The sequence below is a fragment of the Hymenobacter cheonanensis genome, from assembly GCF_030581075.1.
In the GTDB taxonomy this organism is placed as follows: Bacteria; Bacteroidota; Bacteroidia; order Cytophagales; family Hymenobacteraceae; genus Hymenobacter.
The window spans coordinates 86,675-108,901 of sequence record NZ_JAUQSW010000002.1 but is presented as its reverse complement, the minus strand read 5'-3'; the positions used below and the strand labels follow the sequence as shown (position 1 = coordinate 108,901).

Annotated in this window: 12 protein-coding genes and 1 riboswitch; of the genes, 7 read left to right on the top strand and 5 right to left on the bottom strand. The window is 65.2% G+C overall.

Annotated elements, in window-relative coordinates; genetic code table 11:
• Positions 1-25 precede the first annotated feature (25 nt).
• The 3 genes from Q5H89_RS04115 to Q5H89_RS04105 form a co-directional block, all read right to left on the bottom strand.
• Positions 26-3,349: a S41 family peptidase gene (locus Q5H89_RS04115; protein ID WP_305018033.1), complete on the bottom strand. Its 3,324-nt coding sequence runs from the start codon at positions 3,347-3,349 to the stop codon at positions 26-28.
• A 154-nt stretch (positions 3,350-3,503) separates the two neighbouring features.
• The gene (locus Q5H89_RS04110) at positions 3,504-3,719 is read right to left on the bottom strand and encodes a PID-CTERM protein-sorting domain-containing protein (protein ID WP_305018032.1); all 216 of its coding nucleotides are present in this window, start codon (positions 3,717-3,719) and stop codon (positions 3,504-3,506) included.
• 79 nt (positions 3,720-3,798) lie between these two features.
• Positions 3,799-8,499: a T9SS-dependent choice-of-anchor J family protein gene (locus Q5H89_RS04105; RefSeq protein WP_305018031.1), complete on the bottom strand. Its 4,701-nt coding sequence runs from the start codon at positions 8,497-8,499 to the stop codon at positions 3,799-3,801.
• 261 nt (positions 8,500-8,760) lie between these two features.
• Here Q5H89_RS04105 and Q5H89_RS04100 point away from each other — a divergent pair, with 261 nt between their 5' ends.
• The 4 genes from Q5H89_RS04100 (at position 8,761) to metF (ending at position 16,634) form a co-directional block, all read left to right on the top strand.
• Positions 8,761-10,035, top strand: a complete 1,275-nt coding sequence (locus Q5H89_RS04100; RefSeq protein WP_305018030.1) for an OmpP1/FadL family transporter — start codon at positions 8,761-8,763, stop codon at positions 10,033-10,035.
• 22 nt (positions 10,036-10,057) lie between these two features.
• Positions 10,058-11,428 (top strand): SGNH/GDSL hydrolase family protein, encoded by a 1,371-nt coding sequence (locus tag Q5H89_RS04095; RefSeq protein ID WP_305018029.1) that lies wholly within the window; start codon positions 10,058-10,060, stop codon positions 11,426-11,428.
• An 83-nt stretch (positions 11,429-11,511) separates the two neighbouring features.
• A riboswitch (SAM riboswitch) is annotated at positions 11,512-11,620 on the top strand.
• A gap of 77 nt (positions 11,621-11,697) precedes the next feature.
• Complete coding sequence (gene metH, locus Q5H89_RS04090) at positions 11,698-15,510, top strand: methionine synthase (RefSeq protein ID WP_305018028.1); 3,813 nt, start codon at positions 11,698-11,700, stop codon at positions 15,508-15,510.
• Positions 15,511-15,656: 146 nt separating this feature from the next.
• Positions 15,657-16,634: a methylenetetrahydrofolate reductase [NAD(P)H] gene (gene metF / locus Q5H89_RS04085; protein ID WP_305018027.1), complete on the top strand. Its 978-nt coding sequence runs from the start codon at positions 15,657-15,659 to the stop codon at positions 16,632-16,634.
• 138 nt (positions 16,635-16,772) lie between these two features.
• On the opposite strand, the gene Q5H89_RS04080 is transcribed toward metF, so the two are convergent.
• Complete coding sequence (locus tag Q5H89_RS04080) at positions 16,773-17,522, bottom strand: hypothetical protein (RefSeq protein WP_305018026.1); 750 nt, start codon at positions 17,520-17,522, stop codon at positions 16,773-16,775.
• Positions 17,523-17,969: 447 nt separating this feature from the next.
• Here Q5H89_RS04080 and Q5H89_RS04075 point away from each other — a divergent pair, with 447 nt between their 5' ends.
• The gene (locus Q5H89_RS04075) at positions 17,970-19,682 is read left to right on the top strand and encodes a class I adenylate-forming enzyme family protein (protein WP_305018025.1); all 1,713 of its coding nucleotides are present in this window, start codon (positions 17,970-17,972) and stop codon (positions 19,680-19,682) included.
• The gene (locus Q5H89_RS04070) at positions 19,675-20,790 is read left to right on the top strand and encodes an acyltransferase family protein (protein WP_305018024.1); all 1,116 of its coding nucleotides are present in this window, start codon (positions 19,675-19,677) and stop codon (positions 20,788-20,790) included. Before Q5H89_RS04075 ends, Q5H89_RS04070 begins: the two co-directional genes overlap by 8 nt.
• A gap of 66 nt (positions 20,791-20,856) precedes the next feature.
• Here the strand turns inward: Q5H89_RS04070 and Q5H89_RS04065 are convergent, their stop codons facing one another.
• Entirely contained in the window at positions 20,857-21,192 is a 336-nt protein-coding gene (locus Q5H89_RS04065) for an ASCH/PUA domain-containing protein (protein WP_305018023.1), read from the bottom strand.
• Positions 21,193-21,327: 135 nt separating this feature from the next.
• Between Q5H89_RS04065 and Q5H89_RS04060 the strand changes: the two genes are divergently transcribed.
• The gene (locus tag Q5H89_RS04060) at positions 21,328-22,221 is read left to right on the top strand and encodes an alpha/beta hydrolase (RefSeq protein WP_305018022.1); all 894 of its coding nucleotides are present in this window, start codon (positions 21,328-21,330) and stop codon (positions 22,219-22,221) included.
• The last annotated feature ends 6 nt before the right edge of the window (positions 22,222-22,227 follow it).

The following is a 22,227-nucleotide window of genomic DNA, read 5'->3' as shown; positions in this document are numbered from 1 at the left end:
GAGAGCCGGGGCTACCCGCCCCAACTCATTTGCCCGTTTGCCCCAGCAGCTCCTTCACGGCGGCGTCGAGCTGGGCGTCGTGGGTAGTGTAGCTCTCGCCAATGGGGCGCGTCACGGGGATATCGACCGGGCGCGGGTTCATTTCCATTACCTGGCCATCGCGGGTCGAGCGAATGGTGCTGGTGGGCAGGCGCAGGCTGGAGCCGTCGAGCAGGCTGGTGCCCGAGGTGAAGATAATCCAGCCGCCGGTGGGCTCGCCCACTATCTTGCCTAGGTGGCTAGCCCGGTAGCCCTCGCTAAAGTCTTCGGCATCAGAGAGTGAGTGCTGGTTGGTGACGAGCACCGTAGGCACCTCCAGGCTGCGCTGGCCCAGGGCGGTGCGGGCGGGCACCGGCGCCGCCATGCCCCGGCTCATCATGCTGAGGTAGCTGCGGCGGGCCAGCACGTCGATGGCGTACACGTTCACGAAGCCGCCGTTGTTGTTGCGCACATCCACCACCACGCCGTCGCGGGTCATGTTTTCGGCGTCGAGGTCGATGTAGAGCTGGGCCAGCGAGGCCGCGCTCATGTCAAACATGTGCACGTAGCCTAGCCGGCCGCCGCTGGCCTGGGCCACGTAGGCGCGGCGCTCCTCCACCCACTGGCGGTAGTCGAGGCCCTTCTCGGTTTCGCGGCTGAGGGGGCGCACGACTACTTCGCGCTCCTTATTATCAGACAAAACGCGCAGCGTGGTGCGGCGGCCCACCTTGTATTGCAGCAGCTCATCGAGGTTGGTGCTGCCGTTGAGGGGGCGGCCATCCACGGCCAGCAGCACGTCGCCGGGCCTGAGGCCGGCCAGCGCGGCGGCGCCCAGCGGCAGCACCGTAGTGAGGCGCAGGCGGCCGTTCTGCTCGTACTCGGCGGGGTCGAAGCGCACCCCTAGCCGGCCGGTGGCGGGGGCCACGGTGCCGGTGGGCGGGGCAGCCGGGCCCATGCCCGAGTGCGAGGCGTTCAGTTCACCAATCATCAGATTGACCAGGCGGCGCACCTCGTCGGGGGTGCGGGCCCCGGCGATGTAGGGCGCAAATTTTTCGTGCTGCGCGGGCCAGTCAACGCCGTTGAAGGTGGGGTCGTTGAAGAAGTCGCGCAGGTAGCTCCAGGCTTCGTCGAAGACCACCATTTTCTCCTGCTCGAAGTCTACGTCCAGCTCGGCGGCCACCGCCACGGCGTGGGCGGCGGGGCCCTTGCCCACCTCTACCGGCACCACCTGAATGCGGCCCTGGTCGAGGTAGTAGACCTCCTTGCTATCGGGCGAAAACTGCGCCTCGCGCTTAGGGCCGGCCGTGGAGGTAAGCTGCCGGGCTGTGGGCGCGTCCTTGCTCAGCTCGTCGAGCGGGTAAAGGTAGAGGTTGGTTTGGTTCGACACGGTGGCCGTGAGCAGCAGCCACTTGCCATCGGGGCTGATGCGCTGGCTGCGCACATCCACGCCCACCGGCACCAGGCTCAGGCGCCGCCGAATGTCGTCGAAGTTGATGTTGACCGGCGGCCTGGCCGGCGTAGTGGGCACCACTACCGCGCCCTTTTTGCCCTTGGCGGGCCTAGCCGCCACGCGGGGTTTGGCGCGGGCCGAGTCGGCGGCGGCCACGGGTAGCGGCGCGGGGCTAGCGGGCTTGGCCGGCTGCTGGGGCGGGTTCTGGTTTTTATCGGGTGAGAGGGGCCCGGGCCCCGGCATGGTTTCTTTGAACAAGTCGCGGAACTGGTCCTCACGGAAGCGCGGCGTGCGTAGCTGCAAGTCGATGCGCGCCACCTGGGCATCCTCGGTGCGCTGGCCGGTATCGAAAAGCAGGTACTTGCCATCGGGGCTCCACGAGAGCGAGTTGCTGTTTGAGTTCGCCAAAAAGCTCACCGGCCTGGCCGGGCCGCCCGCCGTGGGCACCACCTGCACGTTGGTAAAGCCCCGGGCCCCGGCCGGCGAAAAAGCCAGCCAGCGCCCGTCGGGCGACCACACAAACGAGCGCTCGGCCGCCAGCGGCGGCCGGCCAAAGCGCCCGGTGCCCGCCACGCGCTCCTGCCGGGTGGCCAGGTCCAGGATGCGTAATTCTTTGGCATCACGCTGAAAAGCCAGCAGCTTGCCATCGGGCGAGAAGCGCGGCTGCGCGTCGCTGAGCGCCGAGTTGGTGAGGCGCGTTTCCTGGCCCGTGGCGAAGGTGTAGCTGTAGAGGTGCTTGGCCCCGTCGCGGGCCGAGGCGTAGATGAGCCGGCGGCTATCGGGCGCCCAGGTCAGGTCGCTCTCGGCCGGCACGGTGCTGGTGAGGCGGGTGGCGTCGCCGCCATCGGTGGCCGAGGCGGCAAATACTTCGCCGTGCACGATGAAGGCCACCTTCTTGCCATCGGGCGAGAGGGCCAGCTCCTGCAGGCGGTCGGTGAAGCGCTGGCGCTCCACGGTGGGGCTGGCCGGCGCGCCGCGCCGCACAATGCGTACGGGCTGCGCCTGGCCGTTCTCGGTGTTCAGGGTCCAGATGCCAAAATCGCGCTCAAACACGATAAGCCGGCCATCGGCCGAAGCGCTGGGCCACAGCACGCGGCCGTCCTTGAAATTGGTGACTTGCTGGGGCGTGCCTTTCGCCAGGCCGGTGGTCCAGATGTTCTCGGCCCCACCCTGGTCTGAGGTGTAAAACAGCTTCTGGCCGCCCGGCCCCCACATAGGCCACAGCGCCTTGGCGCCGCCGCTGGTGAGGCTGGTGTAGCCAGGGCCGGGTTTGCCTTCCTGGCGCAGCCAGATTTCCGACTCATCCAAGTGGCTGTGGCCGTGGCGCCACCATTGGCCCGAGGCCACGCCGCGCGCCGCAAAGGCCAGCGTGCGGCCATCGGGGCTAGGGGCAGCGAAGAACTCGTTGGCGTAGCGGTCGGCCGAGACGGCGGTGGGCGTGCCGCCCCCCACGGGCACGCGGTAGATGTCGTTCATGCCCGAGATGTCGCGGCTGGTGCTCGAATAGTAGAGGTACTTGCCATCGGCGCTCCAGCCGTCGAGTTGGTCGAGCCCATCGTCGAAGGTCAGCCGCTTCAGCTCGCCGGTGGCGAAGGTGAGCAGGTAGATATCGCCGTTGCCGGTGCGGGTGGAGATGAAGGCCAGTGACTTGCCGTCGGGTGCGTAGAGCGGGCGGCTTTCGGTGGCGGGGTGGGCGATGAGCAGGCGCGCCTCGCCGCCGGCCACGGGCACCGTCCACACATCACCGCCCGAGACGAAGGCGATTTCCTGGCGGTCGGGCGCCACGGCGGGCTCCGAAAAAGAGGGGAGGGCGGCCGGTGGCGCAGCTAGCGCGGGCAGTGTAGCCGCCAGCAGCGGCAGGGCCAGGTAGGGTTTTAGCAAAGCAGGAAGGGCTAAGAGTGTGAATAATATAGCGTAACGCAAGGTAGGAATGGGGCTGCCCCACGTTGCACGGTGGGCGGGGCAGGCCACAAAAAAGCGCCCGCCAGCCGAAGCCAGCGGGCGCTTACTGCGCTTGGTTGCGACGTGGCGCGGGCTAGGCCCGGCGCCGGGCGCGCAGCTTTTTCAGGCCCAGGGCCACGCCGCCGGCCAGCAGCAGCGAGGCGCCGCCGTCGAGGGGCACCTGGGTGGGGTCGGCCGAAGGCGTAGGGCCGGTGGTGGTGGGCGTGCCGCTTTGGGCCAGGGCCGCGCCCACTGGGGCCAGGGCTACGAGCAAGGCCAGCAGGCCAAGTTTGCGGGCAATAATTTTCATCAAGTTGGGTAAGGCTAAAGCGAGGAGGAAACAGGATGCGGCACCCCGGCCGCCAAGTGGGCCGGGGTGCCGCAGCTGCTTAGTTGAGGGTGAGGCGGCGGGTAGCCTGCTCGGTACCAGCCTGCACGCGCACAATGTACACGCCGGCCGGCAGGCCCGCGAGCTTCAGGGTGGTGTTGCCACCGGCCGTGAGCGCCTGCTGGCGCACGAGGCGGCCTAGGGCGTCGAGCACCTGCACCTGGCCAGCGGCCGTGCCGGTGGGCACGAGCAGCGTAGCCTGGCCATCGTGGCTAGGGTTGGGGTAGAGGGTGAGGGCGGTTTGCAGCGCGCCGGCCTGGGTGGCGAGCGGGCTGGCCGAGCTTAGGTTCAGCCAGAAGCGGCCATCGGCGCTGGCGCCGGCGGCTACCGAGAAGCTGTAGGCCGCGCCCGCAGCAGCCAGCGGGGTGCGCTGGCCGGTGAGGGCATCTTCGAGCACTACCGTGGTGCTAGCGGGCAGGTTCAGCAGCTCGGCGGCGGCCAGGGTGTAGGTGCCGGCGGCGGGCGTTTGCACGCGCAGGGCCACGCGGCCCGTGAGGGCGGCCAGGGCCTGAATGCTCAGCGGCTGGCCATCGGTAGTGAGGGCGGCCAGGTTCAGGCCGTTGGTGTTGGGCAGCTTGGCGGCATCCTGCTGGGCGTCGAAGCCCGCCGTAGCGCCGGCTTCGGCATACACGTACAGGCCGTCGAGGCTGCCGCCAGGGGTGCCCAGCGTCAGGTTAAGGCGGGGGCGGGTTTCGGCGGCGGTGCGCAGCACGCTCACCTGGGTGGCGTAGCTGGCTACGCGCTGGCTGTTGCGCAGCGTGAGGCTAGCGGTGCCGGTACCCTGCGTAATGCGGGCGAAGAAACCCTGGCCCACGGGTAGTACCGGGTTGCCAACGCCATTGATGTAGCTGCGGTAGGTGCCGGCGTACTGGCCGGTGCTCTGGCTCACGTACACGGCCCCATCGAGGCCGGAGCGGTCGGCGGTGGCTACCTGGCTCCAGTCGAGCGGGGCGGGGTAGGGGTTGCCCAGCAGCTGCCAGCCGCCGTCGTTGGTCTGGTTCTGGCGGGTCAGGCTCTGCGGATAGTCACCGTTGTTGAGGGTGCCTACGAAGTCTACCACCTGGCTAGCGGCCAGGTTCACGGTGTAGCCTTTGCCCACGGTGAGGGCAGCGGAGGTGCTGGCGGGCGAGAACCAACCCTTGTCGAAGGCGGGCAGATTATTGGTCGTGGTCGAGAGGCGGCTTTCGTCGTAGCCATATACCGTGGGGTAGGGCCGCACGGTGCCGGGGGTGGCGCTGGTGTTGTAGCCAGGGTTTATAACCGGCGCGAAGCTGGCGGTGGTTAGGTCGGCTACGGTCGAGCCGCTTACCGGGGCCGCCAGCTGGCGATAGCCCAGGCCGGCGTTCAGGCTGCCATCGAGGTAGCGCTGCACGGCCGCCGTGGCGCCGGTTACGGCGCCGGTGCTGCTGTTCACCACCAGGGCCGTGCCCGAAGCGGTAGAGAGCAGGGTCAGGGCCTGGCTGTTGAGGGCCAGGTTGCCGCTGCCGGCCACCGTCAGGGTCTGGGCCACGGCCAGGGGCTGGGTCAGGGTCAGGGTGTTGGCGTTGGTCGTGGTGAGGGCCAGCACCTGGCTGGGCAGGCCGGCGCCGGTTACCTGGGCCGCCGTGCCGTTGTACACGTAGCTAGCGGCGGGCGAGAACGAGCGGGTGCCCGATACCTGCACCGCGCCGGTGTTGCCGGTAGTCGCAATGCCGGCCGCGTCGCAGATGCCAAACGTAGCGCCGTCAGCCACCGTGAACGTGCCGTTGCCGGTGATGGGCTGGCAGTTGGTATCGAGGCGGCCGTTGGCTTGTATAATCAGCGTGCCATTCACTACGAGCGGGCCTTGCAGCGTGCCCGAGCCGGTGCCAGTCACGGTTACGTTGTTATAAGTGCCGCCGGCTACCGTCTGGTTGGCGGTGTATATAGTGAGGTCGGGGGCGTCAAACGAGTAGCGCGTCAGTACCGGGTAGTGGTCCGAGGTAGTGTTGCCGTAGTTGGGCACGGTGGCCGCAATGCTGGTCTGCACCTCCGTAGTGCCCTTGATGTAGTAGCTGTAGAACGACTTGGTGGTCACTACGTGGTCAATCACGTCGCTGTAGCTCACCGTCGATTTTTTGCCGGTCAGGCTCAGCTCCTGCAACGTGGGCGAGGGGTAGTTGGCCGCGTCGTTGGTAAAGGCGCTGTACGAAGTAACCGTGGTGGCCAGGCCCGTGGTAATGGTCTGGTCCAGGTCGTCGTTGAAGTCGCCCAGCACAATCACGTTGGTGCCGGCGTAGTTGGCATCCAGGTAAGCTTTCAGCTCATCGGCCGAGTTCTTGCGGCGGTCGTAGGCCGTGGCGGTGGGGCTGGTGTTGGCCTTGGCATGAATGGCCACAAAGGTTACGGGCTTGGTCACGCCGTTCAGCGTCACGTCGGCCGTCATCTGGAAGGGGAAGCGGCCCGACGACCAGTAGGTGAAATCGGCTTTGCCATCGGCCTGGGCCGAGCGGAAGGGCACCGAGAACTTCGGGTTGCTCACCACGCTGGTGCGGTACACGAAGGCCAGCTTCTGCGCCCCGGCGTAGTCAGGGTCCTGGCGGTTGTCGGCATACGAGCCGAAGTCGCCCACGCGGTAGGCGTAGCCCGGCATACCGGCCACAATGTTGCGAAGGCGCATGGTGTCCACCACTTCTACCAGGGCATACACGTCGGCCTTCAGGGCGTTGATAATCTTGGTGGCGTTGGCGTTCTGCAGGTCCTTGTCCTTCGGCCCCAGGCCCGAAGCCGGGTCCGAGCCAAACCACTCCATGTTCCAGTTCACCACTTCCAGGGTATTGGCCACATCGTAGCTGTTGCCGCTCAGGCTCACCGTGATGGGCGTCACGCTGGGCGAGCTGATGCTCAGCGAAGAGTTGTAGGTAGTAGAAGCCGTGGTGGGCAAAAAGCGCACCTGCGGCGTCACGGTGTTGCCGCTAGCCTCGGCCGCGGTGTAGGCAATGGAGCTGCCGAAGGTCGTGCCGTCTTTCGAGAGCTGGAACACGCCGGCCGAAGCCGTCAGCGTCAGGTCGCCAGTCAGGTTGGTGCCCGTCACGTTCAGCGACTGCACGGCGGCCGTGCCCACCGGCTGGTAGCCAAAGCTCACGTCGGTGTTGCTGGTGCGCACGGCCGGCGGGGCCGGCGTGGCCGAGTTGGTCAGCACCACATCGTCAATGGTCCAGCGCGCGCCGTCGTCAATGGTCGATTTGTACACAAACGCCACGTACACACGGCTCGGCTTGTAGCCGGTCAGGTCGATGTTGCTCGTCTGGGTCCAGCGGTCCGAGCCCTGGGCCGGGAAGGTGGCGTTCAGGTCGGTCCAGGTTACGCCGGGGGCGTTAGGGTCGCCGGTGCCCGAGTAGTTGGTCGAAATCAGCAGGCGCAGCGGGTCGCCGTTGAAGGCGGTGCGGCTCCAGAACGAGAACAGCGGGTAGGTGGTGCCGGCCAGGTTAAGGCTGGGCGAAATCAGCCAGTCCTCGTTCGTGTTATTCACGCTATTGGCGTAGCCGTTCATCTGCACGCCGTTGGGGGCCGAGGCCACGCCCGAGGCGTCGGTTTTGTCGTGCCCGAAGGCGGTGCAGGCCCATACCTGCGCCCCGGTCACGTTGTACTGCTTCCAGCCATCCGACAGCTCGGCGGTGCCGGTGCAGTTGTCGAAGCTGAAGTTGGTATTGTTGAGGTCGTAGCCCGTGCCGCTCAGGCTTACCGTTTTAGTAGCGGCTGCGGCGTTGCTGTTGGCAATGCTGCCCGTGGCCGGGCCTACGGTGGTGGGCACAAACTGCACGTACACGGTAGCGGCCGAGGTCAGCTCGCTAGCCTGGTACACGAGCGACTTGCTGTAGGCCGTGCCGTCCTTGGAGATAAGAAAGTCCCCGGTCACGGTCAGCGTAGTGGGCGAGGTGATGTTGAACGCGTTCAGGCTGTACGTCTTGGCGTCCGAAACATTCCCGATGGCCGTGCTGCTAAAAGCCAGCGCGCTGGGCACCGGCGTGAGCAGCGGCGTCGTGCTCTGGTTCCAGCTCAGCGTAAAGTCGTCGATGGCCGAGCTGGCGCGGTTGCCCGAGCCCGAGCTGGCATCCAGCGCCGTAATGCGGATGGTAATGGGGTCGCTGCTGTTGTTGAGGCCTAGCCCAAAGTCAGCCGTGATGCTATTGTTGGCGAAGAAGGCGCCCGTGGTGCCGGTAGCCACCGGCGTAAAGGTGGTGCTGTTGCCCACCGCATAGTCTACCGTCCAGGTAGTGGTGCGGCCCGAGGAGGCATCCAGCGATTGCAGCTTGAAGGCCAGCGAAAAGCCAATGCGGCCGGTGGTGTTGGCCGCCTTAAATACGAACGAGGCGCCCGGGTCGTAGCCGGTAGCGCTGGTTTGGCGCACGCCCAGGGCGCGGTTGGTAGCGGCGGCTTGGGCCGTGGTGCTGGTGCCACTGCCCACGGCGGCCGAGGCAAAGTTTTTGAAGCCGGCGCCGGTGCTGGCCCAGGTGGTGGTAGCACCGGGTGTTAAGATAGGCGTTGCCGCCGTGCCCAGGCTGGTGCTGCTAGCCGCCGTGTACACGCCAAAGCCGGTGGGCAGGCCACTACTGCCTAGCGCATCAAAATTCTGGCTGTAGCTGGTGCCGGTGCCCAGCGCCACCGGAGTTTGGGCATGGGCGCCCAAGGAGGCGAGCGCCAGAATACTTGCCCAACCCAATGAGAGGAGTCGTTTTGTCATGCGGGAAACTGCTAGGAAAACTGGAAGGAAAGGAGAAGAAATGGCATTGAAAGACAAAAATAACCCCAACCGCTCCGAAAGCAAGGTTACGTTAATGTTTCTAAATGAAGTGGTTTCGTGCCGGGAGGTGGGGCCAGCACCAAGGACCAGCAAATGCCGGCCGGGTTGCGCCCGGGCAAGTAGTAGGCTAGCCTACTATCTTATTTAAAAATTGGCCTTACATTTAGCCCCTCAATCTTCCCCACCTAATTTTTGCATTTTATGCAAGTCAAATCTATACTCCTCGCGGGTGGAGCACTGCTGGCGGCCACGTCGGGGGCCCAGGCCAGCGGTTTTCAGGTTGGCCTCACCGGCGCGAAGAACGTTGGTATGGGCGGCACGGGCACCGGCCTCTATCTCGACCAGGCTTCGCAGTTTTTCAACCCGGGCGCATTTGCCTTCGCGCCCACCGGCTTTCAGGTGGGCGGCAACATGGCCATTCCGCGCATCTCGTTTCGCCCCGCCGATGCCGACCAGGGCCAGCGTACCTTGCAGAATACCAACGTGTTCCCATTTAGCGGCTTCATCGGCTTCGGGCCCAAGGAGGGCAAGTGGCGCCTGGGCCTGGGCGTATACACGCCCTTCGGCAGCGAGCTGCACTATCAGCAGGGCTGGGAAGGCCGCTACGCCCTCACCGACATCAACCTGCGCTCGGTAACGGCCCAGGCTACGGTGGCCTACGCCATCACGCCGCAGTTCAGCATTGGCGCTGGCGTTACCTCGCTCGTGTATGGCGACGTGGACTTGCAGCGCGATATTCCGGTGCAGGCCCAGGGCAGCACCAGCCCCGCGCACGCCCAGCTCACGGGCAAGGCCGACCACAAGGTGGGCTACAACCTGGGCGTCATGTTCAAGCCTTCGGATAAGCTGAGCGTGGGCCTCAGCTACCGCTCGGCGGTGGATGCGCACGTGGGCGACGGCGATATCAAGATTACGGGGTTGCCGGCGTCGGCGGCCGGCAGCTTCACGGCCACCAAGTTCGACGTGACCCTGCCGCTGCCCGATGTGTACAGCTTCGGCATTGGGGTGCGCCCTAGCGACAAGCTGCTGCTGGCCTTCGACGCCAACCTCGTGGGCTGGAGCCGCTACCAGTCGCTGGATTTCCGCTATACCAACGGCGTGCTGGGCGGTGCCACAACTACCTCGTCGTCGTCCAAGCGCCAGTACCAGGATGCGCTGGCCTTCCGCGTGGGCGGCCAGTATAAGGTGACCGACAATTTCACGGTGCGCGCCGGCACGTTCTACGACTTCTCGGCCGTGCGCGACGGCTTCGTGACCCCCGAAACGCCCGATGCCGACCGCATCGGTTTCACGGCTGGCCTGAGCTACGAGTTTGCCCAGCGCTTCGGCATCGATGCCTCCTTCCTGTTCGAGGATTTTATGAAGCGCAGCCAGAGCCAGGATGACCTCATCAGCAACGGCACCACCGACCGCGTGGCCGGCACCTACAAAACGACCATCGCCGTGCCCGGCGTGCAGCTGTACGTGAAGTTCTAACCCTGCCTTTTCTCCTACCCAGATGACGACTTTATTCTCTGCTAAAACTGCCCGCCCGGCGCTGGCGCTGCTGGGGCTAGGCCTCGGAATGGCCGGCTGCCAGCCCAACCTCGACGCGGCCAACCCCTCGCCGTCGGCCAATGGCCTCGATTTCACGAGCTACGTGGCGGTGGGCAACTCGCTCACCTCGGGCTATACCGATGGCGGCCTCTTCAACGAAGGGCAGGCTACCTCTTACCCCGCGCTGCTAGCCCAGCAGTTTGCCAAAACCGGCAAGGGCCCGGCCAGCTTTGTGCAGCCCGCTTTTTCGAGCGCCAAAAAGGATGGCTCGGGCTACATCAAGCTGCAAGTAGTAAACGGGACCCTGGCGCCGGTGCAGCCCACGGCGGCCAACAACTACCTGGGCGAGCAGCTGGCCGTAACGGGCGTTTCGCTGCCCGGCGGCCCGCAGCTGGAAGCCTACTCGGGCAACCAGCCCGACAACCTGGGCGTGCCGGGCATTTCGGTGCTGAGCAGCGTGTCGTCGCTCACCGGCGGGCTAGCCCCCTACGGGGCCATCAACCCCTTCTATGAGCGCCTGCTCACCACGGCCGAAAAAACCACCAAAGACTACGTTACCTACATCGGCCAGAAAACGCCTACCTTCTTTACCTGCTGGATGGGCAACAACGACGTGCTGGCCTATGCCACGGCCGGCGGGGTAGTAGCCGCCACCAACCCATTCGGCGGCCTCACCGATACCACGCGCTTTGGTATTGGCTACCGCGCTATTCTGCAAACCATTTCCAAAGGCGGTACGGTGAAAGGGGCCGTAGCCAATATCCCGAACGTGACCAGCGTGCCGTATTTTAACACGGTGACGGTGGCGGCAGTAGTAGCGGCCTACCAGGCGGCGGGTGCCCCCATTACAACCATTTATGTGCAGGCCCTTAACGCGGCCGGCACGGCCACTGCGGCCCGTGCCGCTACCTCGGCCGACTTACTGACGCTGACGGCCCAGCCCTACATCGCCACGCACCCCGGCGTGGGCACCACACCTACCAATGCCCTGCCCAGCGACTATGTGCTGGACCCGGTAGAGGCAGCCAACGTAACGGCGCGCACGACCCAGCTGAACGCCATCATTGCCAAAACGGCCCTGCGCTTTAAGGTGCCCGTAGTGGACGCCAACGCGTTCCTGACCCGGCTGGCTACCAGCGGCATTGCCACCAACGGCGTAAATAATACGGCCACGTTTGCCAGCGGCAATTCTTTCGGCCTCGATGGCGTGCACCCCACGCCCCGCGGCTACGCCATCATTGCCAACGAGTGGATTAGGGTTATCAACAGCTACTACGGCTCAACTGTGCCGCAGGTAGACCCCAACCTGTACCGCGGCGTGCTGCTGCCCTAGCCAGCCCGGCCGTTTCAAGCAAAAGCGCCTTCCTTGCCGGGAAGGCGCTTTTTTTGGGCCTGGCCGTTGTATCTTCGCTTCTGCTGCTATCCAGAAAGACCGAGGGACCAGGCCCGATGACGTCTTGGCAACCTACCCCGAGTAGGTGCCAACTCCTGTTCGGCCAACGTGTTAGGTCGAAGAAGATATCAGCCGGAACCTGCGCCGCTTGGCGCGGCTTTCTTTCTGGATAGAAGCTGCCTGCTTCCGCCTTCGCTTTCCAGCTAGATATGTCCGCTGCCCCCTCGCTCGTCGCCCCCGACCCCGCCTGTATTTCGCCCCTGCCCGCGCTTCTGCGCCAGCGCCTGCTCATTCTAGACGGCGCTATGGGCACCATGATTCAGCGCTATCCGCTGGAAGAAGAGGACTTTAGGGGGCCCCGCTTTGCCGACCACCCGCGCCCGCTGCGCGGCAACAACGACCTGCTGAGCCTGACGCGGCCCGACATCATCCGGGCCATTCACGCCGAGTATTTCGCGGCCGGGGCCGACATGGTCGAAACCAATACCTTCTCGGGTACCACCATCGCGCAGGCCGACTACGCCCTGGAGCACGTGGTGTATGAGCTGAACTACGAGTCGGCCAGGCTGGCCCGCGAAGTGGCCGACGAGTTTACGGCCCAGAACCCGGCGCAGCCGCGCTTCGTGGCCGGCGCCATCGGGCCCACCAACCGCACGGCCTCGCTCTCGCCCGACGTCAACCGCCCCGGTTTTCGCGCCGTCACGTTTGATGAGCTGGCCACCGCCTATTTGGAGCAGACGCGCGGCCTCGTGGACGGCGGCGTCGATGCCCTGCTCATCGAAACCATCTTCGACACCCTCAATGCCAAGGCCGCGCTTTTCGCGGTGCAGCAGTTTTTCAACGAGGGCGGGCGCGTGGTGCCGGTCATGATTTCGGGCACCATCACCGACGCCTCGGGCCGCACCCTGAGCGGCCAGACGGTGGAAGCCTTTTGGCACAGCATCAAGCATTTGCCTTTGCTGAGCGTGGGCCTCAACTGCGCGCTGGGGGCCGACCAGCTCCGCACCTACGTGCGCGAGCTGGCCAGGCTTGCCGACGTGCCCGTGTCGGCCTACCCCAACGCCGGCCTGCCCAACGCCTTCGGCGGCTACGACGAGAGCGCCCAGGAATTTGCCGCGCTGGTCGAAGACTACCTCAAAGAAGGCCTGCTCAACGTGGTGGGCGGCTGCTGCGGCACCACGCCCCAGCACATTGCCGAGCTTAAGAAGCTGGCCGACAGCTACGGCCCGCGCGAAGTGCACGCCGCGCAGCTGCACCCGCTAGCCCCGGCCGCCGCGCAGCTGGCCGACGATGAGCAGGCCTCCGTAGCCTCGCTGGCCCTCGGGGGGGGCGGCGAGCGCCTGGCGAAAGGCACTACGCACCTGGCTGGCCTGGAGCCGTTTAACATTACGCCCGAAAGCCTGTTCGTCAACATCGGTGAGCGGTGCAACGTGACGGGCTCGCGGGCCTTTGCTCGCCTCATTCGCTCGGGCGACTACGAGGCGGCCCTGGCCGTGGCCCGCGCTCAGGTGGAGGGCGGCGCGCAGGTGCTCGACATCAACATGGACGAGGGCATGCTCGACTCGGAGGCCGTGATGACGACCTTCCTGCACCTCATCGCCTCGGAGCCCGACATTGCCAGGCTCCCGATAATGATAGACTCCTCGAAGTGGAGCGTGCTCGAAGCCGGCCTGAAGTGCGTGCAGGGCAAGAGCATCGTCAACTCCATTTCGCTGAAAGAGGGCGAGGATGCCTTCCGCCGCCACGCCCGGCTGGTGCGCCAGTACGGCGCCGCCGTGGTGGTAATGGCCTTCGACGAAGACGGCCAGGCCGACAGCTACGAGCGCCGCATTGCCATCTGCCAGCGCTCGTATGATATTCTGGTAAAGGAAGTTGGCTTCCCGGCCGAGGACATCATCTTCGACCCCAACATCCTCACCGTGGGCACCGGCCTGGAGGAGCACCGCAACTACGCGCTCGACTTCATCGCGGCCGTGAAGTGGATAAAGGAGCACCTGCCCGGCTGCCGCACCAGCGGCGGCGTGAGCAACATCTCGTTCTCGTTCCGCGGCAACGACGTGGTGCGCGAGGCCATGCACGCGGCCTTCCTGTACCATGCCATCCGGGCCGGGCTGGATATGGGTATCGTGAACGCCGGCCAGCTGGCGGTGTACGACGAAATTCCGAAAGACCTGCTCGAACTCTGTGAGGACGTGCTGCTTAACCGCCGCCCCGACGCCACCGAGCGCCTCGTAGACTTTGCCGAAACGGTGAAGCAAAAAGGCAAGGTGGAAGTAGTGGCCGACGCCTGGCGCAGCCTGCCCGTGGCCGAGCGCCTGCAACACGCCCTGGTGCGCGGCCTCACCGAGTTTATCGACCAGGATACCGAGGAAGTGCGCCAGCAGGTGGGCCGCCCGCTCGACGTGATTGAAGGCCCGCTGATGGCCGGCATGAACGTGGTCGGCGACCTCTTCGGGGCCGGCAAAATGTTCCTGCCCCAGGTGGTAAAGTCGGCTAGGGTCATGAAGAAGGCCGTGGCCTACTTGCAGCCTTTTTTGGAAGCCGAAAAGGCCGGCGCCGCCCGCCAAACGGCCGGTAAAATATTGCTAGCCACCGTGAAGGGTGACGTGCACGACATCGGCAAAAACATCGTGGGCGTGGTGCTGGCCTGCAACAACTTCGAAATCGTGGACCTCGGCGTGATGGTGCCGCTGGAGCGCATTCTGGACGAGGCCCAGAAGCAGGGCGCCGACATTATCGGCCTCAGCGGCCTCATCACGCCCTCGCTCGACGAGATGGTGTACGTGGCCCGCGAGATGGAAAAGCGCCGGCTGCAAGTGCCGCTGCTCATCGGCGGCGCTACTACCTCGCGCCTGCACACGGCCGTGAAAATCGCGCCTGCCTACTCGGGTTCAGCGGTTTACGTGAACGATGCCTCGCGCTCGGTGGGCGTGGCGGCTAGCCTGCTTGGCTCGGGTAAGGCGGCCTACACCGCCACTATTGCCGCCGAATACGAGGCGCTGCGCGCGGACCACGCCAGCCGCCAGCGCGACAAAAGCTACCTGCCCATCGGGGCGGCCCGCGCCAATGGCTATCACGCCGACTGGGAAACTGCGCCTATTACCAGGCCCCGCTTCCTGGGCACGCAAGTGCTTGATAACTACCCGCTTGATGAGCTGGCGCGCTACATCGACTGGACGCCCTTCTTCCACACCTGGGAGCTGAAGGGCCGCTACCCGCGCATCCTGGAAGACGACAACCTGGGCGAGGCCGCCCGCAAGCTCTTTGAAGATGCGCAGCGGATGCTAGCCGAAGTCATTGCCGATAAGAGCCTTACCGCCAGGGCCGTGCTGGGCTTCTGGCCGGCCAATACCAAGGACCACGACACCATCGAAATCTACGAAGACGACACCCGCCAGCGGGTGCGCGACGAGTTTTTCACCCTGCGCCAGCAGGGCGAAAAAGGCCCCGGCGTGCCCAACGTGGCCTTTTCCGACTACGTAGCCCCTCGCGAAACCGGCCGCGCCGACTACCTCGGCGGCTTTGCCGTGACGGCCGGGCTAGGTATCGAAAAGCTCATCGAGCGCTACGAGGCCGACCACGATGACTATTCCAGCATCATGATAAAGGCGCTGGCCGACCGCCTTGCCGAGGCCTTTGCCGAGCGCCTGCACCAGCGCGTGCGCGAGGAGTTCTGGGGCTACGCGCCCAACGAAAACCTGAGCGGCGAGGAATTGATAAAGGAGGAATACCGCGGCATCCGCCCCGCGCCCGGCTACCCCGGCTGCCCCGACCACACCGAGAAAATCACGCTCTTCCGCCTGCTGGATGCGGAGAAGCAGACGGGTATCATCCTCACCGAAAACCTGGCCATGTACCCCACGGCGGCCGTGAGCGGCCTCTACTACGCCCACCCGGCCGCCAAGTACTTCGGCCTGGGCAAAATAGGCAAAGACCAGGTGGCTGACATTGCCGAGCGCAAGCACATGCCCCTGGCCGAGCTGGAGCGCTGGCTGATGCCTAATCTGAACTATGACGTGTAAGCCCGTGCGGGAAGTTACCGCTGAGGTGCGCCGAGGTAAATCCGCTGAGGTACGCTGAGCGCAGACGTTAAAACTCCGCGTACCTCAGCGCTTTACCTCGGCGCACCTCAGCGGTAACTTCCCGCACGAGCAGCCAATAACCTACCATGAAAGTAACCGAACACCTACGCCGCGCCGAGGGCAAAACGCTGTTTTCCTTTGAGGTGCTGCCCCCGCGCAAGGGCGAAAATATCCACAGCCTGTTCTCGAATATCGAGCCGCTGATGGAGTTCAAGCCCCCGTTTATCGACGTTACCTACCACCGCGAGGAGTTTGTGCTGCGCGAGCGGCCGGGCGGCCTCTTGCAGCGCAAGGCTGTGCGCAAGCGGCCGGGCACGGTGGGCATTTGCGCGGCCATCAAAAACCGCTTCGATGTGGACACCGTGCCGCACCTCATCTGCGGCGGCTTTGCCAAGGAAGAAACCGAGAACGCGCTGATTGACTTACACTTCCTGGGCATCGACAACGTGCTGGCCCTGCGCGGCGACCCCATCAAGAGCGAAGGCCAGTTTCAGCCGCACCCCGACGGCCACCGCTACGCCTGCGACCTTATCGGGCAGGTGGCCGACCTCAACCACGGCCGCTACCACGACCACGACGAGCAGTACCAGCCCGAAGGCGCCGAGCCCGTGCTCTGCACCGACTTCTGCATCGGCACCGCCGGCTATCCCGAAAAGCATTTCGAAGCCCCCAACCACGGCTCCGATATCCGCTTTCTGAAGCAGAAAATCGACCGGGGCGCCGACTACATCGTGACCCAGATGTTTTTCGACAATGAGGAGTTTTTCAAATTCGAGAAGCGCTGCCGCGACGCGGGTATTACCGTGCCCATCATTCCGGGCCTGAAGCCGCTGACTACCAAGGCGCAGCTGAGCGGCTTGCCCCGGGCCTTCTTTCTCAGCATCCCCGAGGCCCTGGCCGAGGCCATACACGAAACCAAAGACAATGCCGCGGCCCGCGAGGTCGGCATCGAGTGGTGCCTCAACCAGAGCCGCGAGCTGATGGCCCACGGCGTGCCCTGCCTGCACTATTACTCAATGGGCAAGTCGGAGAGCATTCGCCGCGTAGCGGCTGGGTTGTTTTAGCGCTAAGAATTATTGCTAAAAAAACGTCATGCTGATGGCAGGAAGCATCTCATTCGCGCCGCTAGGGGGGCTAAACCTAGCGATTCGAGCAAGATGCTTCCTGCCGTCAGCATGACGTTCTTTATGGAGCAGTTTGGTTTACTTAAACTTTCCTTCCGGGTCGGGCATTTTGGCCATCAGCTCGGTGAGGAACTGAAAGTCGAGGCTGGTGAGGCTGAGGTTCTGACCTTTGCGCACGTCCTTCCAGGCTTCGGCGTAGTTCTCTTGGTAGTAGTGAATGCGCGCCTGGGTTTGCCAGGCATTGGCGTTGGTGCTGTCGGCCAGCAGGGCGCGCTGGGTGTAGTCGCTGGCCTGCTGGAGGTCCTTTTTCTTTTTGCTCTGCTCGTAGCGGGCCAGGGTAAGGTTGGCCACGTCGATAAGCAGGGGCCCGTTGGTGGGGGCCACGGCCAGGCCTTGTAGCGCCAGCGCCTGAATGGCCTCGGGCGAGGCATCGGGGCGGCGGCTCAGCAGCACGGCTAGCCCCCGGTAAGGCTCGGGGTTTTGGGGGTTGAGCGCCCAGGCCAGGTTAAAGCGCACGGTAGCCGTATCGGGCTGATTTTCCTGCAGATACTCGAAGCCCTTGTTGCTGAAGAACTTGCTGGCCTCGGGCCGCGAAGGAAAGCTGCGGTCGATATCGGCCAGCACAGCGGGGCCTACTACCTGCTGCGCCTGGGCAGGCGTGAGGCCGCCGTACAGCGGCTGCAGGCGCTGGGGCCCGGTGGCGGCCGGCAGCGGGGCACTTTTACCCTTTTTTTGAGCCAGGGCAGGCTGGGTGCAGGCCAGGCCCAGGGCTAGCAGCAGCAGGGCGCCGCGCTCGCGCCGGGCCAGGAAAGTCAACGGAGAAAACACGTTCAGAAACAAAGCTAAAGGTTGCCAGATGGGCTGATTTACAAAAATAAGTCAGGCGCCGGTTTGGGTGGTGCCCCGTGCCCGCCCAGCCCAGGCCGCCGGGCAGGCCTGGGGAGCCAGCCTACCAGGGCCGGCACCGTGGCCAGCCCACTCGCCTTGGTAGGCTGGGGCTGGTCAAAGCTAGGCCGTAGGCAGTTGCTAAAGCCACGGAAAGCAGTTGGTTGCTGCCTTTGGTGGCGTGCGGCGCGCAATACTGGCTGGTTCGCCAGGCAATGCGCGCGAAAGTTCATGTTGCCTGGCAACAGCCAGCCTATCTTGCAGAATTTCTCAAACATACGATGCTTGCCAAGCGCTCGAAACGGCTAGGGTGTCGGTGCGAGACAGGCCCATATGGTCCGCATTTTCCAGCTACGAACAACATTTCCTTCGCTAATCCTCCCTCGTTTAATGCTCACCAGTACTGACTTTAGCCCCCAAACGCTACCTGCCCTGCTCTGCTACCGGGCCACGCACACGCCAAATGCCGTTGCCTACCGATTTCCGGAGCTGGAACAAGTGATTACCTGGGCGCAGCTCTGGGAGCAGGTGCAGCAGCTGGCCGCCGGGCTGGCCCGGCAGGGCATCCGGCCCGGCGACCGGGTAGCCCTGCTGCTCGAAGGCCGCCTGGAGCTGGTGGCCGCGCTGCTGGGCACCGTAGCCCTGGGCGCCGTGGCCGTGCCCCTGAACACGTATTGCACCCTGGCCGAGCTGCGGCAATACTTGGCAGATGCCCGGCCGGCGGCGCTTTTGATTAGCACCTCGGGCGTGCGCGTGCCTTATCAGGCGCTGGCTACGGCGGGGGTGCCGCCCCTGGTGTTTGTGTTGGGCGCAGCCAGCGCGCTGCCCGCGCCCCTGCGCCCGTTTGCTGACCTGCTGGGCGCGCTGCCCACCGAGGCCGAGATGCGGGCGCTGGGCACGGCGGCCACGGCCAGCGGCCCGGCCCTGCTGGTATACACGGCGGGCAGCACCGGCCAGCCCAAAGGAGTAGTGCGCTCCATCGCCTCGTTTATCGGGGCGGCGGGGGTTCCGCGGCCGGCCGGGCGTATAAAGGCCGCCGGCCAGCGCCTGCGCGACCGGCTAATGCAGCGGGTTGGATTTCTTAACCTGCTGCCGCTCTACCACCAGGGCGGGCTGGCCACCCTGCTGGTGCTGCTAGCCTCGCGCAACATGCCCATTACCATGCTCACGCATTTCAACCCGCTCACGGCCTTGCGCGTGGCCGGGCAGGTGCGCCCCCGCATGCTGATAGCCACGCCCCATATGCTGCAAGCTATGCTCACGGCCCAGCCCGGCACGCCGCCCCAGCTGCAAAGCCTGTGGAGCGTAGCCCTGGGCGCGGCGGCCATCACGCCGCCGCTGCTGAACATGATGCTCACCAAGCTGCCGGGCCTCTACCTGCTGTCGATGGGCTACGGCTCGTCGGAAGTTGGGACGGTGGCTTCGGGCACCTGCTTTCTGACGCACAATAAGAGTTCCGTGATGGCCCGGCTGGTAGCCGGCATGCGCCACCTGTACCTGCTCACGACCGAGGTGCCCTTCTCGCTGTTTCAGCAAACTGCCGCCAGCGTGTGCGGCCGGCTGCACAAGGATGTGGAGGTGCGCACCCTCGACCCCCAGACCGGCGAGCCGCTGCCCGCCGGGCAGCCCGGCGAGCTAGCCGTGCGCAGCCGCTACGTGATGCCCTACGCCAGCGACGACCCGGCCACCTGGTCGGCCGAAAACTGGTTTCGCACCGGCGACATTGGCTACGTTACGCCCGACAATATTGTCATCCTGACCGACCGCCTCAAGCGGCTGATTTCGCGCGGGGGCGAGAAGATTTCGCCCACCGAAGTCGAGGGCGCCATCCGGCGGCACCCGGCCGTGGCCGATGCCTACGTAGTGGGCGTGCCCGACGCGCTCTACGGCGAGCAGGTGTGCGCCGTGGTGGTAGAGCAGACCGGCACCCACCTGGATGTGGCAGACCTGCGCACCCAGCTGGCCCGGGAGTTGTCGCAATTCAAGGTGCCGCAGTACGTGGTGCGCGTGCCGGCGCTGCCGCTGCTGGGCAGCGGCAAGGTGGCCGGCGAAGAAATTCGGCAGGAGGCCATTCATCGCATCAGCAGCCGGGCGTATGCGTAAGTACTACCCGGGCATTACGTTATTCAAGCTGCTGGGGGCCCTGCTGGTACTGCTAGGGCACGTAGCCATTCCCAGGCTGTTTTTTCTGTACGGCCGGGTGCCAGGGCTACAGCAGGCGACAGCGGCCATTGTGCCGTGCTTTTACATTATTTCCGGCTTTCTGGCTTACCGGGGCTGGACGGGCGCCGCCCGGCCCGCGGCCTACGTCAGGCGCTACCTGGGTGGTTTGGCCCTGGTTTACGCGGTGATGTGTGGGGTGGCGGTAATAACCGGAAACGGCACGCCCGTAGTTTATTACGCCCCCGGTGCGTGGCACAACGCGGTGCTGCCCCTGGTGCAGACCTACCTGGTGTACGGGCCGTATGGGGCGCTCTGGTTTATTCCCCCCTTGCTGTTTGGCGTCACTTTCTGCTACTACTTCGAGCGCCGCGGCTGGCTGCGCTGGGCTGTGGTGCTGGCCGGGGTGGGGTTCTTGGCCGCGCAGGCAGTGTCAGGCACCCTGCGCGTACTGCTGGAGGCCGGTGCGGGCAACCTGGCGTTCTACCACTGGCACTATGCCACACTGCTAACCCAGGCAGTAACCCGCAACCTGGGCTGGGGCGTGCCCTTTGTGCTGGCTGGGGTGCTGGTGGCCCGGCACGAAGCGGCCTTTATGGCACTTGCGGGGTGGCGGCTGGCCTTCCTCACGCTGGGGGGCCTGGCGCTGGAAATTTTAGTGCTCCGCCAGTTTGTGCGGGGCACCTATACCTGGCTTACCCATCCCCTGATATTAGCGCTACCGCTGGTAGGCTTATGGTTGTTCTACGGCGTGCTGCACCTGCCCGAAATGGGGCTGCGTCGCTATCAGGCGGCCAGCAATCGGTTTAGCGCGCTGCTCTATTTTTTGCACCAGCCGCTGCTAGCCCTCAACCTATCGCTCAGCGGCTGGGCGGTAACCGACATGTGGAATAGCAAGCTAACCACTGGCCAGATAACCCAGGTGATGGCGCTGACGATAATGCAGGCCGGGCTGCTCACCTGGGGCGTCGGCCGGCTGTTGGCCCGCCGGCCAGCCCCGCGCAGCCACCCGCCAGCCGACCTGGCACAGCCAGGCCAGCTGGTAGGGTAAAAGATAGCCGGCTACCGGCCAGAAGGCGCGGGCAGTAGCTACGCGAGCTACGCGGCGGCGCGGCGGCTACCAGAGGCGCGTATCGGTGATGCCGGCGGGCAGCGGGGCCACGTTGCCCAGGCCCAGCACGCACCAGCCGGCCTCCACGCCAAAGGCGCCGCCGGGCATTACGTAGCTCACCCAGCGCAGCAGCGTTTGGCCGCTGTAGGTACTGGTATCGGGGTCGTATTCTCTAATGAGGAGCGCGTCGCCGACCTGAAAGTCATGGTCGTTTTCGCGCACGTCGAAGGGCTTGAGGCCAGCGGCTACGGCCGTGAAGCAGGGCGTCCAGAGCTGCAGCTCGTGGGTGCGGGTGCGGGCAGTCGTAACGGTCGAGGCGGGGGAGGCAGTGTAGTGTTGCATAGGGATAATTGGCCGCTAAGGCGGGCCGGATTAATGTAAATTACGTAGAAAACGCGACAGCCACCATTATCGTGCCGTTAAGTATCAGCCCACTACCTCGGGCTGCCCGGCCATCGGCGCTGTAAGCTCCTCATTATGATGCGTATTCTCCGCTGGTTGGCTCTGCCGCCGCTAGGCTTGCTGCTGGCTGCGGCGGCCGTATTGCTGGCCAATGAGTGGGCCGTGGCCCGCGCCAGCCGCCGTGTGGCCAACGTGCCCTACGTGGCCGCCTCGGCCCCCGATTTTGATGCCAAGCGGCACCGGCTCGACATCTACCAGCCCACCGCCAAGGCCGCCACGCCGCGCCCGGTGGTGCTCTTCATCCACGGGGGCAGTTGGGACAGCGGCAGCAAAGATGACCTGCTATATAAGGCCATTGGCCGGCGGCTGGCCAAAAATGGCTTCGTGGGCGTGGTAATTAGCTACCGGCTGGCGCCGCAGGTGCTGGTGCCCCAGCAGGCCGACGACTGCGCCCGCGCCCTGGCCTGGACGGTGGCGCACATTGCCGAGTACGGCGGCGACCCTGAGCGCCTCGTGCTTATGGGCCACTCGGCGGGCGGGGGGCTAGCCGCGCTGCTGGCCACCGGCTCCGACACGCTGCTCGCCAGGCATGGCCTGCCGGCCCGCGCCGTGCACGGCGTGCTGCTCGACGACCCCGCCGGCCTCGACATGCTCGACTACCTCACCAAAATGGAGTACCCCAACGATGCGCAATACCTCGTGCCGTTCAGCAAAGACCCGGCGGTGTGGCGGCAGGCCTCGGCGCTCTACCACGTGCGGGCCGGCGCGCCGCCCATGAGCCTCTACATTGGCGGCGATACCTACCCGAGCATTAAGAATAGCAGCGAGAAATACCGGCAGCGCCTCACGCAGTTGGGCGAGGCGCCCAGGTACACCATCTTGCCCGGCAAAAAGCACGTGGGCATGGTTACGCAGCTGTTTTGGGCTGGCAATGCGCTGTATGACGAGCTGCGCCGGCTAGCCCGGTAACCCGGC